This window comes from Burkholderia sp. WTPI3 (assembly GCF_021483755.1).
Classification (GTDB): Bacteria; Pseudomonadota; Gammaproteobacteria; order Burkholderiales; family Burkholderiaceae; genus Burkholderia.
In genome coordinates, this window is record NZ_JAGIXF010000002.1 from 50,037 (window position 1) to 67,066 (window position 17,030).

Below are 17,030 nucleotides of genomic sequence, written 5' to 3' on the forward strand. Positions count from 1 at the left end.
GGCGCGTGCGTCAGTCGCTCGCCCGGGCCGATCAGACAAAAACGGATGGAGACATTGATGGCAGCAGACCTTGGCAAGGCGGCGCTGATCGCGCCCGAAAACGGACTGTCGTACGTGCGCGGCGAGACAAGCGTACCGCTCTCCGAAGCGACGATCGGCCGGTTCCTGCTCGACACGGCCGGCCGCTTTCCCGATCGTCCGGCCGTCGTGTTCCGCGAACAGCAGGTGCGCTGGACGTGGCGCGAGTTCGCGCACGAGATCGACGTGCTCGCGGCCGGCCTCGTCGCGCTCGGCATCGCGAAGGGAGATTGCGTCGGCATCTGGTCGCCGAACCGCAGCGAATGGCTGCTCACGCAGTTCGCGACCGCGCGCATCGGTGCGATCCTCGTCAACATCAATCCGGCCTATCGGCTCGCGGAGCTCGAATACGCGCTGAACAAGGTCGGCTGCAAGGCCGTGATCGCAGCCGAGCGCTTCAAGAGCTCGGCGTACGTCGAGATGCTGCAGACCATCGCCCCCGAGCTCGCGAGCGCGACGCCGGGCGACCTGCATGCGGCGCGGCTGCCGAGCCTGCGCACGGTCGTGTCGATGGGCGAGGTCGCGCCGGCCGGGATGTTCCGCTTCGCGGACGTGATGGCGCGCGGCCGCGATTCGCTCGACGTCGCGGCGCTCGATGCGACCGGCGCGACGCTCTCGGCGACCGACCCGATCAACATCCAGTTCACGAGCGGCACGACCGGCAGCCCGAAGGGCGCGACGCTCACGCATCGCAACGTCGTCAACAATGCGCGTTTCATCGCGATGGCGATGCGCTTCACCGAGCAGGATTCGCTGTGCATTCCGGTGCCGCTGTATCACTGCTTCGGGATGGTGCTGGCGGTGCTCGCGTGTGTGTCGACGGGTGCGGCGATGGTGTTCCCCGGCGAGGCGTTCGATCCGGTCGCGACGCTCGCGGCGGTGGCCGACGAACGCTGCACCGCGCTGCACGGCGTGCCGACGATGTTCATCGCGGAGCTCGATCATCCGGCGTTCCCGAAATTCGACCTGTCGACGCTGCGCACCGGCATCATGGCCGGCTCGCCGTGTCCGATCGAGACGATGAAGCGCGTGGTGTCGCAGATGCATCTGTCGGAAATCACGATCGCGTACGGGATGACGGAGACGAGCCCTGTGTCGTTCCAGAGCTCGACCGACGATCCGCTGGAGAAGCGCACGACGACGGTCGGGCGCATCCAGCCGCACCTGGAAGTGAAGGTCGTCGATCCGAACGGCGATATCGTGCCGGTCGGTGCGACGGGCGAGCTGTGCACGAAGGGCTATTCGGTGATGCTCGGCTACTGGGACGACGACGCGAAGACGCGCGAAGTGCTGGTCGACGGCTGGATGCATACGGGCGATCTCGCGACGCTCGACGAGGACGGCTACTGCAACATCGTCGGCCGGCTGAAGGATATGGTGATTCGCGGTGGCGAGAACGTTTATCCACGCGAGATCGAGGAATTCCTGTTCAGGCATCCGAAGATTCAGAGCGCGCAGGTGTTCGGTGTACCGGACGCGAAGTACGGCGAGGAGCTGTGCGCGTGGATCGTGCTGCGCGCAGACGAGCACATGACCGAGGACGACGTGCGTGCGTTCTGCAACGGCCAGATCGCGCACTACAAGATTCCGCGCTATATCCGTTTCGTCGACGAATTGCCGATGACGGTGACGGGCAAGGTGCAGAAGTTCGTGATGCGCGAGCGGATGATCGACGAGCTGAAACTCGACGTGCAGAAGACCGCGTAAAGCGATCTGGCGACGGGAAAAAATGCGGCGGCCTGCGGGCCGTTGCGTTCTCTATGGACGAAAAAAAGCGGGCTTATTAGCCCGCTAAAAACCACACGCTACGGGGTTAGCGCGAGGAGACCAAAGATGAAACCGTGTCCGGCGGGGGGCCGGAAACGACTCCAACAGGGATGCCCCTCGGAAGGGCTTCGGTACGTGACCGACTGGCTCGCAGCGCTTCGCGTCCGCTCACACTTGGCACACGAGACCGCATCCGTGTTGAAACCGTTGAAGCCATTGTGGGCGAATTAACGACCCCTCGCGGTAACAAAGTGTTTCAGGTTGTAACGCCCGCCAGATAAGGCTTCGCGGGATTTTTTGCTGTTTTCGGGGTACTGAAAAAGGCAATTTTTACCCGTCTTTTCTGCAGAGTTTTCATCGCATGCGCGCGACGCGTTTTTCGTGCGTTTTCGCGCCGGTGAATTGCCGATTTGCACGGCGGAAATGGCATCGCACGACAGATACCACGCATGACGATTGATTTGTCGGAAAGATTTTGAAACGTGATCGGCGCGCGCAATAGTCGGCCATTTAGCCAATTTCGCGGCTTGGCGCAATTTGCGCGGCACGCCAATGTGTAACGGCAATGCGCATGCTGCAGTCGCACATCGCCGTCCACGACGGATTTGTCGGCCGCGACCGCGGGGTCGGCGCCCGTTATCGAACGCGCCCGCCGCGGCCGGATCCGCTTACTTCAGCCACTTGTCGGAGATCGCCCGGTATTCGCCGGTCGATAGCGCGAGGTGCAGCCACTGGTCGACGTACTGCTGGAATACGACGTCGCCGCGCGGCACCATGTATGCCTTCTCGCCGAACTGGAACGGCTTGTCCGGATGCACCGAGCACAGGCCCGGATTCAGCTTTTGCTGCAGTAGCGTCTCGGATGCATCGGTCACCATCACGTCGGCCTTGCCGGCAAGGATCTGCTTGAAGATCGTCACGTTGTCCGGATAGACGGTCAGGTTCGCATGCGGGAAGAACTGCTTCGCAAAGCGCTCGTTGGTGCCGCCAGGATTCACGATCACGTGTGTCTCGGGCCGGTCGATCTGCGCGACCGTCTGGTACTTGTCGACGTCCGCGCAGCGCGCGATCGGCGTCTTGCCGTCTATCACGTACGGCTGCGTGAAGAACGCGCGCTTCTGGCGCTCGAGCGTCGTCGAGACGCCGCCCACGGCGATATCGCACTTCGCGATGAAATCGCTGGTGAGGTTCGGCCAGCTCGTCTTCACGAAGTCGGCCTTTACGCCGAGCGATTTCGCGAGCGATTCGGCCATGTCGATGTCGATGCCCTCGAAGCGGCCATCGGTTCGGTAGTACGAGTACGGCTTGTAGTCGCCGGTCGTGCACACGCGCAGCGTGCCGCGCGCGATCACGTCGTCGAGCCGCGAGCCGGCGGCGGGCGCGGCAGCGGCGGCCTGCGCATGCGCGGCGGCGCAGCAGAGCATGGCAGCCGTCGTGAGCGCCAGCGTGGCGAACGTCTTCATCGGTCTCCTCCTTCGTTCGGTTTGATATCAGCGTCCGATCATAACGGAGCCATCGCGCGCGTCATATGGCCGCCATCGCATCGGCATACGCGGCCGTGCGGCCCCGCTCCGGTAAAATGCCGCTTTGCCTTCGCATCGTCGCTCCTACCGTGGCCCATAACCTGCTCAACGATACCTTCCTGCGTGCGCTTCTGCGCGAGCCGACCGACTACACGCCGATCTGGCTGATGCGCCAGGCGGGCCGCTATCTGCCCGAATACAACGCGACCCGCGCGCGCGCGGGCAGCTTCCTCGGCCTCGCGAAGAATCCCGACTACGCGACCGAAGTGACGCTGCAGCCGCTCGATCGCTTTCCGCTCGACGCCGCGATCCTGTTCTCGGACATCCTGACGATTCCCGACGCGATGGGCCTCGGCCTCGACTTCCAGGTCGGCGAAGGGCCGAAGTTCGCGCATCCGGTGCGCACCGAGGCCGACGTCGCGAAGCTCGCGGTGCCGGACATCGAGGAGACGCTCGGCTACGTGACCGGCGCGGTGCGCGAGATCCGCCGCGCGCTGACCGACGCCCAGGGCCGCCAGCGCGTGCCGCTGATCGGCTTCTCGGGCAGCCCGTGGACGCTCGCGTGCTACATGGTCGAAGGCGGCGGGTCGGACGACTTCCGCACGGTGAAGTCGATGGCGTATTCGCGCCCCGACCTGATGCACCGGATTCTCGACGTGAATGCGCAGGCCGTGGCCGCGTACCTGAACGCGCAGATCGAAGCCGGCGCGCAAGCCGTGATGATCTTCGATACGTGGGGCGGCGCGCTGGCGGATGGCGCGTACCAGCGCTTCTCGCTGGATTACATCCGCCGCGTGGTCGCGCAGCTCAAACGCGAACATGACGGCGAGCGCGTGCCGGTGATCACGTTCACGAAGGGTGGCGGTCTGTGGCTCGAGGAAATCGCGGCGACCGGCGTCGACGCGGTCGGGCTCGACTGGACGGTCAACCTCGGCGCCGCACGCGAGCGCGTGGGCGGCCGCGTCGCGCTGCAGGGCAACCTCGATCCGACGATCCTGTTTGCGCCGCCGGCTGCGGTGCGCGAGCAGGCGCGCGCGGTACTCGACAGCTATGGCAACCATCCGGGCCACGTATTCAACCTCGGCCACGGGATTTCGCAGTTCACGTCGCCGGATCACGTCGCCGAACTCGTCGACGAAGTGCATAGCCACAGCCGCGCAATCCGTAGCGGAGCGGCAGGCTGAATGCAAGGGCAGTTATGCTGCACTGCGGGGTAACGGCGTTTCGCTGTCTGCGCTAAACAGGGCGCAACCCCGCCCCGGTTGCCGATTCCTTGCTTGTCAAGACTTGACTTATGCACATTTTCCACGTTGCAGCGCGGTAGAGCCCTGTATCGGTCGAATTGTCTCGCTATGGTTCGGTAATTTGAATAGCAGCCTTATGGAATAAGGCTCCGCGGGGCGCGGCAGCGGGCGGCCGAAAACAGCGGAAAGCACGGCCCCGCGTGCTTCGCGGCTGTTGAACGGCGAGTTCTCAACAAAGTTATCCACAGGCTGGTCAGGGTATACGGCGATTCCTAATGCGAATCCAAAACTTAGCGCCGAATCTGAAGTTTTACTTTAAGTTCGCCACCTTGACGCGGACGTGGGGGCCAGTCGTCCGCACTGCCCGAGTCGCTGCCGGAGTGCAGTGATGGACGGTACCTACCTGCGGGTCGCGCTCGACCATCCGCTCGCCACCCTGTTCGACTACCGCTGCGACGTGCAGCCGGCGCCTGAGCCCGGCACGCTCGTGCAAGTCCCGTTCGGCAGGCGGCAGGCCGTCGGGCTCGTCTGCGAGGTAACGACTCACACCGATGTGCCGCCGTCCCGTTTGCGCGCGATCGACGCCATCTGCACCGAACTGCCGCCGCTGTCGCCGGACTGGCTCGCGCTCGTATCGTTCGCGGCCGACTACTACCAGCGCGGGCGTGGCGAAGTCGCGCTGCCGGCGCTCCCGCAGGCGCTGCGCGACGCGCAGCGCTGGGGGCGGCTGCTTGCCCCCGAGGTTCGCTACCGGCTGACCGACGCCGGCCGCGCTGCGCTTCCCGATGCGCTGCCCGCGCGCGGGGCTGCCCTGCGCCGGCTCGCGCAGGCGCTTGCCGACACCGATTCGCTGACGCTGCCCGATGCGCGCGTGTTGCATCCGAAGGCGGTCGCGACGCTCGACGACTGGGCGGCGCGCGGCTGGGTCGCCGTCGAGGAAATCGGCTGGGCCGATACGCCTGTGCCCAAAGCTGTGGATAACCTGTCGACAACCAGTGGGCGAGCTGTGCCGCCGGCGCTCACCGACCAGCAGGCCGAGGCGCTGGACGCGATCCGCGCGGGCCAGGGGTTCGCGCCGTTCCTGCTGCACGGCGTGACGGGCAGCGGCAAGACCGAGGTCTATCTGCACGCGCTGGCGGCGTTGCTCGACGCGCGGCCGGACGCGCAGGCGCTCGTGCTCGTTCCCGAAATCAACCTGACGCCGCAGTTCGAGGCCGCGTTTCGCGCGCGCTTCGCGGGCGCGCTGGCCGACGACGCGATCGTCACGCTGCACAGCGGGCTCGCCGAAGGCGAGCGTGCGCGCAACTGGCTCGCCGCGCATACGGGCCGTGCGCGGATTGTGCTCGGCACGCGGCTCGCGGTGCTCGCGTCGCTGCCGACGCTTGCGCTGATCGTCGTCGACGAGGAACACGAGCCCGCATACAAGCAACAGGAAGGGCTGCGCTATTCGGCGCGCGATCTCGCCGTCTGGCGAGCGAAACACCTTGGCATTCCGGTCGTGCTCGGCTCGGCGACGCCGTCGCTCGAAAGCTGGTGGCAGGCCGAGCAAGGCCGCTATACGCGGCTCACGCTGTCGCGCCGCGCGGTGGCCGACGCGACGCTGCCCACCGTGCGGCTGATCGATCTCGAAGAGGAGCGGCGACGCGGGCGCGCGTCGATGGGCGGGCTGTCCGGGCCGCTCGTCGCGGCGCTGAAGGCGCGGCTCGAGCGCGGCGAACAGAGCCTCGTATTCCTGAACCGGCGCGGCTACGCGCCGCAGCTCGCGTGCGACGCATGCGGCTGGGTCGCCGGCTGCCCGCGCTGCAGCGCGTACGTCGTGCTGCACAAGCCCGAGCACGCGCTGCGCTGCCATCACTGCGGCTGGGAAGCGCGCATTCCGCGCTCGTGTCCGGAGTGCGGGAACGTCGACATCGCGCCGCTCGGGCGCGGCACGCAGCGCATCGAGGAGGCGCTCGCCGAGGCGGTGCCGGGCGCACGCGTGTTGCGGATCGACGCGGACAGCACTCGCCGCAAGGGCAGTGCGCAGGCGCTTTTCTCGGACGTGCATGCGGGGGAAGTCGACATTCTCGTCGGCACGCAGATGATCGCGAAGGGGCACGACTTCCAGCGCGTGTCGCTCGTCGGCGTGCTCAACGCAGATACGGCGCTGTTCTCGCACGACTTCCGCGCGAGCGAGCGGTTGTTCGCGCAACTGATGCAGGTGAGCGGCCGCGCGGGGCGTGCGGGCCTGCCGGGCGAGGTGCTCGTGCAGACGCGCTATCCGCGTCACGCGCTGTATCACGCGCTCGGGCGGCAGGATTACGTAGGCTTCGCGAATTCGACGCTCGGCGAGCGTCGCGACGCGCATCTGCCACCGTTCGTCTATCAGGCGCTGCTGCGCGCCGAAGGGCGCACGCTGGACGCGGCGCTGGCGTTCCTGCAGCAGGCCGCGGCTGCATTGCCTGGATTGCCGGGTGCCGATCGCGTGACCGTGTACGACGCGGTGCCGATGACGATCGTGAAGGTCGCGAACGTCCATCGAGCGCAACTGTTGCTCGAAAGCGCGTCGCGGGCCGCGCTGCAGCATGCGCTGCGCGCATGGCAGCCGGAGCTGCGTGCGCTGAAGGGCGTGCTGCGGTGGAGCGTCGAGGTCGATCCGCTGGATATCTGAGTATCCGGGCGGCGCCGGCGCGGTTGTCGCGCTGCCCGTCACCGTCTTGCCGCCCCGCGCCCGGGCCGACCGCCGGGCCGCGCTTTTTCCCGTCTCTCGTCCCCGTTCCCGTTCCCGTTCCGCGCGGACCCGCTCGCACCCCCCCAGTGCAACCCGTTTTCTCCCGCCGTCGTACGCATCAAAGGTTGCGCATATGGGCCGAATCGGTCCCGATCAGGGAAAACACCGATCCGCCGACCACGGGCAACCCCTAGGTTGCAACCATCTAAGTGGCTGATTATATTGACTAACCATCAGGTGCAACCGACCTCCCAATCTGGTTGCACCTTTTTATTGCGTGCCGTAGGATTTCGCGCATCCTCTCACACCATATTGCCGGGCTCGCACCGGCGCACGAACCCACCATGGCAAGCACGACTCTCGGCGTCAAGGTCGACGACCTTCTCCGCTCGCGCCTGAAAGACGCGGCAGCGCGTCTCGAGCGCACCCCCCACTGGCTGATCAAGCAGGCGATCTTCGCGTATCTCGAGCGGATCGAGCACGGCCAGCTGCCGCCCGAGCTGTCGGGCAGCAGCGGAGTCACGGAGCTGGCCGACGGACAGTCGACGGACGGCGACGACGACAACTCGCCGCATCCGTTCCTCGAGTTCGCACAGAACGTGCAGCCGCAATCGGTGCTGCGCGCGGCGATCACGGCAGCGTACCGCCGCCCCGAGCCGGAATGCGTGCCGTTCCTGCTGGGCCAGGCCCGCCTGCCGGCGAACCTGCAGGCCGACGTGCAGACGCTCGCGACGACGCTCGTCGAGGCGCTGCGCGAGAAGAGCTCGGGCGGCGGCGTCGAAGGGCTGATCCACGAGTTTTCGCTGTCGAGCCAGGAAGGCGTGGCGCTGATGTGTCTGGCCGAAGCGCTGCTGCGTATTCCCGATCGCGCGACGCGCGATGCGCTGATCCGCGACAAGATCAGCAAGGGCGACTGGCGCTCGCACGTCGGCCACGCACCGTCGCTGTTCGTGAACGCGGCGACCTGGGGGCTGATGATCACCGGCAAGCTCGTGACGACCAACAGCGAAGCGGGCCTGTCGTCGGCGCTCACGCGCCTGATCGGCCGCGGCGGCGAGCCGCTGATCCGCAAGGGCGTCGACATGGCGATGCGCCTGATGGGCGAGCAGTTCGTCACTGGCGAGACGATTTCCGAAGCGCTCGCGAACAGCCGCAAGTACGAAGCGCGCGGCTTCCGCTACTCGTACGACATGCTCGGCGAAGCGGCGACGACCGAAGAGGACGCGCAGCGCTACTACGCATCGTATGAGCAGGCGATCCATGCGATCGGCAAGGCGGCCGGCGGCCGCGGCATCTACGAAGGCCCGGGCATCTCGATCAAGCTGTCGGCGCTGCATGCGCGCTACTCGCGCTCGCAGCAGGACCGCACGATGAGCGAACTGTTGCCGCGCGTGCGCGCGCTGGCGCTGCTCGCGCGTCGCTACGACATCGGCCTGAACATCGACGCGGAAGAGGCGGACCGTCTCGAACTGTCGCTCGACCTGCTCGAGGCGCTGTGTTTCGATCCGGATCTCGCGGGCTGGAACGGCATCGGCTTCGTCGTGCAGGGCTACCAGAAGCGCTGCCCGTTCGTAATCGATTACCTGATCGATCTCGCGCGCCGCAGCCGTCACCGCCTGATGATCCGTCTGGTGAAAGGCGCGTACTGGGACACCGAAATCAAGCGTGCGCAGGTCGACGGCCTCGAAGGCTACCCGGTCTATACGCGCAAGATCTACACGGACGTGTCGTATCTGGCGTGCGCGAAGAAGCTGCTCGCGGCGCCCGACGCCGTCTACCCGCAGTTCGCGACGCACAACGCCTACACGCTGGCCGCGATCTATCACCTGGCGGGCCAGAACTACTACCCGGGCCAGTACGAATTCCAGTGCCTGCACGGGATGGGCGAGCCGCTGTACGAGGAAGTCACCGGCCGCGACAAGATGAATCGTCCGTGCCGCGTGTACGCACCGGTTGGCACGCACGAAACGCTGCTCGCGTACCTGGTGCGCCGTCTGCTGGAAAACGGCGCGAACACGTCGTTCGTGAACCGCATCGCGGATAAAACCGTATCGGTGAAGGAACTGGTCGCCGACCCGGTCGACGAGGCATCGAAGGTCGTGCCGCTCGGCGCGCCACACACGAAGATCCCGCTGCCGCGCAACCTGTACGGCGACGAACGCCCCAACTCGATGGGCCTCGACCTGTCGAACGAACACCGTCTCGCGTCGCTGTCGTCCGCGCTGCTCGCGAGCGCGCACCATCCGTGGCGCGCGGCACCGATGCTGGCCGACGATGCGCTCGCCGACGCACCGGTGCGCGACGTGCGCAACCCGGCCGACCAGCGCGACATCGTCGGCACGGTCAGCGAAGCGACCTCCGAACACGTAAGCGCGGCGCTCGCGCACGCGGTGGCTGCCGCGCCGATCTGGCAGGCGACGCCGGTCGATGCGCGCGCCGACTGCCTGGTGCGCGCGGCCGACCTGCTCGAAGCGCAGATGCACACGCTGATGGGCCTGATCGTGCGCGAAGCCGGCAAATCGCTGCCGAACGCGATCGCCGAAATCCGCGAAGCGGTCGACTTCCTGCGCTACTACGCAGCGCAGATCCGCGACGAGTTCTCGAACGACACGCACCGTCCGCTCGGCCCCGTGGTCTGCATCAGCCCGTGGAACTTCCCGCTCGCGATCTTCATGGGCCAGGTGGCCGCGGCGCTCGCGGCCGGCAACACGGTGCTCGCGAAGCCGGCCGAACAGACGCCGCTGATCGCCGCGCAGGCCGTGCGCCTGCTGCGCGAGGCCGGCGTGCCGGCCGGCGCGGTGCAACTGCTGCCGGGCACGGGCGAAACCGTCGGTGCTGCGCTGGTTGCCGATCCGCGCACGCGGGCGGTGATGTTCACGGGTTCGACTGAAGTCGCCCGCCTGATCAACAAAACGCTGTCCGCGCGCCTCGACCCGGACGGCAAGCCGATTCCGCTGATCGCCGAAACGGGCGGCCAGAACGCGATGATCGTCGACTCGTCTGCACTCGCGGAGCAGGTCGTCGCGGACGTGATGCAGTCGTCGTTCGATTCGGCCGGTCAACGGTGTTCGGCGCTGCGCGTTCTGTGTCTGCAGGACGATGTCGCGGACCGTACGCTGACGATGCTCAAGGGCGCGATGCACGAGCTGACGCTCGGCAACCCGGACCGTCTGTCGACGGACGTCGGCCCGGTGATCGACGCCGAAGCGAAGCAGACGATCGACACGCACGTCGCGTCGATGAAGGACAAGGGGCATGCGGTCACGCAACTGCCGTTGCCGGAAGCCTGCGCGCACGGCACGTTCGTGCCGCCGACGCTGATCGAGATCGGCAGCATCGACGAGTTGAAGCGTGAAGTGTTCGGCCCCGTGCTGCACGTCGTGCGCTACCGCCGCAGCCAGCTCGACAAGCTGCTCGAGGCGATCCGCGCGACCGGTTATGGCCTCACGCTCGGCATCCACACGCGGATCGACGAGACGATCGCGCACGTGATCTCGAATGCGCACGTCGGCAATATCTACGTGAACCGCAACGTGATCGGCGCGGTGGTCGGCGTGCAGCCGTTCGGCGGCGAAGGGCTGTCGGGCACGGGCCCGAAGGCCGGCGGCGCGCTGTATCTGCAGCGCCTGCTCGCGACGCGTCCGTCGGGCCTGCCGCGTTCGCTCGCGCAGACGCTGATCGCGGACGGCGCGGTCGCAGGCGAGCAGCGCGGCAATCCGGCGGCGGCGCTCATCGCGCTGCGCGACTGGCTGATCGAGCAGCGCGAGCCGGCGCTCGCCGCACGCTGCGACGGTTATCTCGCGCAAGTGCCGGCCGGTGCAACCGCGGTGCTGAACGGTCCGACGGGCGAGCGAAACACGTATACACTCGGCCCGCGCGGCACGGTGCTGTGTGTCGCGGCGACGCCAGGCGGCGCCCGCGCGCAGTTCGCGGCGGTGCTGGCGACGGGCAACCGCGCGCTGTTCGCCGGTGCGGCGGGCGAGGCGCTGGCGGCCGCGCTGCCGGCTGCGCTGAAGGCACATGCGGCCGTGCGCAAGCAGGCCGATGCGCCGTTCGACGCGGTGCTGTTCGAAGGCGACAGCGACGAACTGCAGAAGCTCGTGAAGGACGTCGCGCAGCGGCCGGGCCCGATCGTGTCGGTGCAGGGCGTGTCGGTGGGCGCGTTCGAGAACGGCGATGCGGAAGACTACGCGCTCGAGCGGCTGTTGACCGAGCGCTCGGTCAGCGTGAACACGGCCGCGGCGGGCGGCAATGCGAACTTGATGACGATCGGCTGACCATCCTTGCCGTTCGGATCAACCAAAGGAAGCGGCAAGGCGATCCCGAAGCCGCTCCATTTACCCTGGTACCAAGGAGATGCAATGCAACACACGATGAAAAAGCTGGCAGGCGCGACGTTTGTCGCGGTCATGTCGCTTGCGGGGACGGCCCATGCAGATGACGTGAAGATCGGTTACGCAGGGCCGATGACGGGTGCCCAGGCGCACTACGGCAAGGATATGCAGAACGGGATCGTGCTCGCGCTGGAAGACTTCAACGCGACGAACCCGAAGATCGGCGGCAAGCCGGTGAAGTTCACGCTCGAGACGCAGGACGACCAGGCTGACCCGCGCACCGGCACGACGGTTGCGCAGAAGCTCGTCGACGACGGCATCAAGGGCATGCTCGGCCACTTCAATTCGGGCACGACGATTCCGGCTTCGCGCATTTATGCGAACGCCGGCATTCCGGAAATCGCGATGGCGACGGCACCGGAATACACGCAGCAGGGTTACAAGACGACCTTCCGCATGATGACGTCCGACACGCAGCAGGGCTCGGTGGCGGGCTCGTTCGCGTCGAAGGGTCTCGGCCTGAAGAAGATCGCGATCGTCGACGACCGCACGGCCTACGGCCAGGGTCTCGCCGACCAGTTCGAGAAGGCCGCGAAGGCCGGCGGCGCGACGATCGTCGACCGTGAATTCACGAACGACAAGGCAGTCGACTTCAAGGCGATCCTGACCAAGATCAAGGCGACGAAGCCGGACCTCGTCTACTACGGCGGCGCGGACTCGCAGGCAGCGCCGATGGTCAAGCAGATGAAGACGCTCGGCATCACCGCGCCGCTGATGAGCGGCGAAATGGTGAAGACGCCGACGTTCCTGAAGATCGCCGGCCCTGCGGCCGAAGGTACGATCGCATCGCTGGCAGGCCTCCCGCTCGACGAAATGCCGGGTGGCAAGTCGTACGCCGAGAAGTACAAGAAGCGCTTCGGCGAAGACGTGCAGACCTATTCGCCGTACGCATACGACGGCGCGATGGCGATGCTCAATGCGATGAAGAAGGCTGATTCGACCGATCCGGCGAAGTACCTGCCGGTGCTCGCGAAGACCGACATGGCTGGCGTCACGTCGACGCACGTCGCGTATGACGCGAAGGGCGACCTGAAGAACGGCGGCATCACGATGTACAAGGTCGAGAAGGGTGAGTGGAAGCCGCTGAAGAGCATCGGCGGCAAGTAAGCAGAATGGGCGTCGCGAGCGGTGTCGAGAGGCGCCGCCGTGCGCAGCATGTGAAGAAGCCACCGGGCCGTCGGGTCCGGTGGCTTTTTCTTTGGCGGTGCGCGGCCAGGTAGTACATATGGATTTTGCCGGCGACGGTTCAGCGATGTGGGTATGTTCCGGCAGGTGCGTCGCGGTGTATGTCAATGCCTCGTTCCCACGTGCGGCGCTACTTCCCACGTGCCGGAAGGCTCGCGCAATACACCGCCGCGCGCTGTTGTCGCGCCACGTATCGCCAGTCTGTAGGCGGGCGGCGCGAGCGGCGGCACATAGGTCGGATCGAACAGGCCCGCAACGCGTTGCCCATCCTCCACGCGAATGCCCCATGAACTGCGCAGCGTTTCGGTAATGCGGTCGCCGCTGCTCAACCGGCTACCCACCAATGCGAATGGCTTGCCTCCGCTATGGTGGTTTTCCGCGCCGTCGATAATCGCAGCCTCGCTGCCGTCGTCATAGGTCACTACATCGCCGACGCAGGCGACTTCCAATCCAGCCAAGGTCAAGCCGCTGGTTGCGGTGGTGACGCGTCCACCGCGTTCCGTGAGTGCGCCAACGGCGGCGAAAAGATGGGTCGGTGCTTGGAGTTCGTTTTTCATCCGGCTTCCCTGTCTCAGTAAATGGAATGGCTGCCTGGAGACGCTATTCCAGATAAGAAACGTCGATCAATCGGACGAGTATGATTTAGTATTGCTAACTTCTATTACTTGTTCCGTACGGCTTGTTGCATTGACCGAGCGTGCGCGAATGCGTTAGGTCAGGTGTCGCGGATAGGCAATGGTGCCGTATCCAGCTTTTGGGTTCGCAAGGGGAATATGGGTGTGCGAGTTACCCATGCGCCGGCTCAACCGCGGATACTCAGTCTCTGCGCACGCGCAGCAGGAACTTCTGCAATTTTCCCGTCGGCGTGCGCGGCAGCGTTTCCGCGAACACGAATTCGCGCGGGATCTTGTAGGCGGCGAGCCGCTCGCCGCAGAACGCGCGCAGCGCATCCGCATCGGGCGCGGTGCCCGCACGCAGCACGACGTGCGCGACGACCGTTTCGCCCCAGTCCGGATGCGGGACGCCGACGACGGCCGCTTCCGCGATGCCTGGATGCGCGCCGAGCACGTCCTCCACTTCTTTCGAATAGACGTTCTCGCCGCCCGTCACGATCATGTCCTTCAGCCGGTCGACGATGAACAGATAGCCATCCTGATCGATGCGTGTGATGTCGCCGGTGCGATACCAGCCGTCCGGCGCGAACGCGGCGCGCGTCGCGGCCGCGTCGTCGAGATAGCCGAGCATCATGCTGTCGGCCTTCAGCCAGATCTCGCCGGTTTCGCCGGGCTGCGCATCGCGCGCTCCGTCACCGTTCATGGACACGACGCGCAGGTCGACGCCGGGGCCGCCCTGGCGGCCGATCGAGCCGGCCTTCGCGATCTGCTCGTCCGGATACAGCGTGGTGCCGGCCGGGCCCGTCTCCGTCATTCCGTAAACCTGAAAGAATGCATCGCTGCGATACGCGTGTGCGAGCCGTTCGGCCTGCGTGGCGCCGATCGGGCCGCCGCCATAGAGCCACGCGCGCACGCTCGACAGGTCGAACGTCGCGAAGTGCTCGATCGTGTCGAGCGGCAGCGTGTACGACACCGGCGCACCGAAATACAACGTCACGCGCTCGCGCTCGATCGCCTGCAGGAAGCGCAGCGGATGGTATTCGCGCAGCAGCACGACGGTGCCGCCCGCATACAGCGTGCCGCCGAACCAGTTGTTCAGCGGCGACGAATGCCAGAGCGGCATCGCCATCAGCGTACGTTCGTTGCGGCCGATTCCGGTTGCGAGCGCGGCGGCCATCGCGGCGAACGTCACCGTGCGGTGGCTGTGCACGCAGCCTTTCGGACGGCCGGTCGTACCGGACGTGTAGAGGATCTGCGCGACGTCGTTGTCGGCCGGCTCGATGCCCGCTATGCCGTCCATTTCCGTGCGCATCGCGTCGAAGTCCGGCACGCCGTCGGCATGGCCTTCGGTGACGAGCCGTTGCGCCGGATGGATCACGCGCGACAGCACCGGCGCGAGCGCCGCATCGAACAGGATCACCTTGCTGCGGCTGTGTTCGAGCACGTAGTCGACCTCCGGCGCCTGCAGCTTGTGGTTGACCGGCACGAACGCGGCGCCGAGCCGCCATGCGCCGAACATCAGGTCGACGAACGCGGGCGTGTTCACGCACATCGCGGCGACGCGGTCGCCGGCCGCGACGCCGAGCGCGCTCAGCACGGCCGCCGCGCGATGCGAGCGCTCGCGTGCGGCGGCGTACGTGATCGCCGTGTCGTCGTGGATCAGGAACGGCTTGTCGGGCGTCGCGCGGGCGGCGCGATCGAGGGCGGCGACGAGGTTCATCAGGGCTCCGGGCGGGCGTGACGGATGAGCGGGCGGACAGGCGTCAGGCCGGGTACGCGCGCTGCAGCAGCGCGCCGACGTCGAGCGCGTGCGGATCGAAGCCGCCCACGATGCGGCCCCAGTCGGGTGCGGCGAGCCGCGTCGCGATGAACGCATCGGCGACGGCCGCAGGCGCATCGCGCCGCAGCAGGCACGCCTGCGCGACGAGCGCGAGCCGCTGCGCGAACACGCGCGCCGATGCCTCGAGCGTGTCGGCCGGCGCCGCGAGCATCGCACGCAGCGTGTCGAGCGCCGCACGGATGCGCGGCTCGCCCGCGCCGAGGTCGTCCAGCTCGGCCAGCAGCGCGGCGGCCGCGTCGGGCTCGCGCGACACCGCGCGCAGCACGTCGAGGCACATCACGTTGCCGGAGCCTTCCCAGATCGAGTTGACGGGCGCTTCGCGAAACAGCCGCGCGATCGGCCCGTCGTCGACGTAGCCGTTGCCGCCGAACACTTCCATCACTTCGCCGCTCAGTTCGACCGCGCGCTTGCAGACCCAGAATTTCGCGGCAGGCGTGACGATCCGCTTCCACGCGCGTTCGCGCGGCGAGTCGTCGCGCTCGAACGCATCGGCGAGGCGCATCGCCAGGGCAAGCGCGGCTTCGCTTTCGAGCGCGAGATCGGTGAGCACGGTGCGCATCAGCGGCTGCTCGGCGAGCGCGCGGCCGAACGCGTGGCGCTGACGCGTATAGGCGATCGCCTGCACGACGCCCTGGCGCAGCATCGCCGCGCTGCCGAGCACGCAGTTCAGCCGCGTGTAGGTGGCCATCTCGATGATGGTCGGAATCCCGCGGCCTTCGTCGCCGAGCATGATGCCCCACGCGTCGTTCAGTTCGATCTCGCTGCTCGAATTGCTGCGGTTGCCGACCTTGTTCTTCAGCCGCTGGATCTCGACCGCGTTCTTCGTGCCGTCCGGCCGCCAGCGGGGTACGTAGAAGCACGACGGGCTACCCGCTTCGGTGTGGGCGACGACGAGGTGCGCATCGCACATCGGCGCGGAGAAGAACCACTTGTGGCCGCGCAGCCGGTATTCGCCGCCGCGCCCGCCCGCGCCGACGGCAGTCGCGAGCGTCGCGTTCGCGCGCACGTCGGAGCCGCCCTGTTTTTCGGTCATCCCCATGCCGAACCAGATCGAGCGCTTGTCGGCGACCGGCACGTCGCGCGGGTCGTAGTCGTCGCTGTAGAGCTTGTCGCGCAGCAGCGCCCACAGCGCGGGCTCCTTCTGCAGCACGGGAATCGCGGCCTGCGTCATCGTGGCCGGGCACAGTGTGCCGGCCTCGATCTGGCCGTGCAGGTAGAAGCCGGCCGCGGTCGCGGCCCACCGGCCGGGGCGCGTATCGCGGAACGCGAGCGATACGAAGCCTTCGTTGCGGTACATCCCGAGCAGCGTGTGCCACGCCGGATGGAAGTCGACGCGGTCGATGCGCCGGCCGCGCCGGTCGAACGCGTTCAGCTCCGGCGTGTGGCGATTCGCTTCGTCGGCGAGCCGCGCGGTGTCGGCGCTGCCGAGCCGCGCGCCGTACGCGTCGAGCCGCGGCACGGCCCAGTCGGCGCCGGCGCGGGCGAGCGCCTCGCGCAGCGCGGCGTCCGTCGCGAAGAGGTTATAGTCGACCAGTTCGTCGAACTGGTTCGTGACGGCATGGGTCGATTCGGTCATCGGGTTGTCTCCGGTCTCATGCTTCGCGCCCGGCCGGCCGGGTGCCGCGCTGCCGGCGCGTGCATGCCGGTGCCGGCTTCCGGTCAAACGTGTTTCCGC

At 67.0% G+C, this 17,030-nt stretch carries 10 protein-coding genes; 5 read left to right on the forward strand and 5 right to left on the reverse strand.

The genetic code is table 11. The features are described from left to right. Window positions 1–57: 57 nt before the first annotated feature. The gene (locus J7024_RS01620; protein ID WP_234744750.1) at window positions 58–1,785 is read left to right on the forward strand and encodes an AMP-binding protein; all 1,728 of its coding nucleotides are present in this window, start codon (window positions 58–60) and stop codon (window positions 1,783–1,785) included. A 287-nt stretch (window positions 1,786–2,072) separates the two neighbouring features. On the opposite strand, the gene J7024_RS01625 is transcribed toward J7024_RS01620, so the two are convergent. Continuing rightward, window positions 2,073–2,411, reverse strand: coding sequence for a hypothetical protein (locus J7024_RS01625; RefSeq protein ID WP_175751721.1), 339 nt, complete (start codon window positions 2,409–2,411; stop codon window positions 2,073–2,075). A gap of 102 nt (window positions 2,412–2,513) precedes the next feature. Next, window positions 2,514–3,308 (reverse strand): transporter substrate-binding domain-containing protein, encoded by a 795-nt coding sequence (locus J7024_RS01630; protein WP_175761673.1) that lies wholly within the window; start codon window positions 3,306–3,308, stop codon window positions 2,514–2,516. Window positions 3,309–3,457: 149 nt separating this feature from the next. On the opposite strand from J7024_RS01630, the gene hemE reads away from it, so the two are divergent. From hemE to J7024_RS01650, 4 genes are all read left to right on the forward strand, one after another. After that, a complete protein-coding gene (gene hemE, locus J7024_RS01635) occupies window positions 3,458–4,552 on the forward strand; it encodes a uroporphyrinogen decarboxylase (protein ID WP_279607702.1) in 1,095 nt (364 codons plus the stop codon). Between the two features lie 448 nt (window positions 4,553–5,000). After that, the gene (locus J7024_RS01640) at window positions 5,001–7,262 is read left to right on the forward strand and encodes a primosomal protein N' (protein WP_175751715.1); all 2,262 of its coding nucleotides are present in this window, start codon (window positions 5,001–5,003) and stop codon (window positions 7,260–7,262) included. Between the two features lie 404 nt (window positions 7,263–7,666). Next, window positions 7,667–11,599, forward strand: a complete 3,933-nt coding sequence (gene putA, locus J7024_RS01645; protein ID WP_124828847.1) for a trifunctional transcriptional regulator/proline dehydrogenase/L-glutamate gamma-semialdehyde dehydrogenase — start codon at window positions 7,667–7,669, stop codon at window positions 11,597–11,599. Between the two features lie 84 nt (window positions 11,600–11,683). Next, window positions 11,684–12,823: a branched-chain amino acid ABC transporter substrate-binding protein gene (locus J7024_RS01650; protein ID WP_124828846.1), complete on the forward strand. Its 1,140-nt coding sequence runs from the start codon at window positions 11,684–11,686 to the stop codon at window positions 12,821–12,823. A gap of 182 nt (window positions 12,824–13,005) precedes the next feature. Here J7024_RS01650 and J7024_RS01655 read toward each other — a convergent pair whose 3' ends face one another. From J7024_RS01655 to J7024_RS01665, 3 genes are all read right to left on the reverse strand, one after another. Beyond that, complete coding sequence (locus J7024_RS01655) at window positions 13,006–13,458, reverse strand: PAAR domain-containing protein (protein ID WP_124828845.1); 453 nt, start codon at window positions 13,456–13,458, stop codon at window positions 13,006–13,008. A 259-nt stretch (window positions 13,459–13,717) separates the two neighbouring features. Continuing rightward, entirely contained in the window at window positions 13,718–15,235 is a 1,518-nt protein-coding gene (locus tag J7024_RS01660) for a class I adenylate-forming enzyme family protein (RefSeq protein ID WP_234744754.1), read from the reverse strand. A gap of 43 nt (window positions 15,236–15,278) precedes the next feature. Then, entirely contained in the window at window positions 15,279–16,931 is a 1,653-nt protein-coding gene (locus J7024_RS01665; RefSeq protein ID WP_124828843.1) for an acyl-CoA dehydrogenase family protein, read from the reverse strand. Between the last annotated feature and the right edge of the window lie 99 nt (window positions 16,932–17,030).

Excerpts from the sequence above, each read along its gene's own strand:
- J7024_RS01620 (WP_234744750.1), top strand. The coding sequence starts at position 58 with ATGGCAGCAGACCTTGGCAAGGCGGCGCTGATCGCGCCCGAAAACGGA.
- J7024_RS01630 (WP_175761673.1), bottom strand. The coding sequence starts at position 3,308 with ATGAAGACGTTCGCCACGCTGGCGCTCACGACGGCTGCCATGCTCTGC.
- J7024_RS01640 (WP_175751715.1), top strand. The coding sequence starts at position 5,001 with ATGGACGGTACCTACCTGCGGGTCGCGCTCGACCATCCGCTCGCCACC.
- putA (WP_124828847.1), top strand. The coding sequence starts at position 7,667 with ATGGCAAGCACGACTCTCGGCGTCAAGGTCGACGACCTTCTCCGCTCG.
- J7024_RS01650 (WP_124828846.1), top strand. The coding sequence starts at position 11,684 with ATGCAACACACGATGAAAAAGCTGGCAGGCGCGACGTTTGTCGCGGTC.
- J7024_RS01655 (WP_124828845.1), bottom strand. The coding sequence starts at position 13,458 with ATGAAAAACGAACTCCAAGCACCGACCCATCTTTTCGCCGCCGTTGGC.
- J7024_RS01660 (WP_234744754.1), bottom strand. The coding sequence starts at position 15,235 with ATGAACCTCGTCGCCGCCCTCGATCGCGCCGCCCGCGCGACGCCCGAC.
- J7024_RS01665 (WP_124828843.1), bottom strand. The coding sequence starts at position 16,931 with ATGACCGAATCGACCCATGCCGTCACGAACCAGTTCGACGAACTGGTC.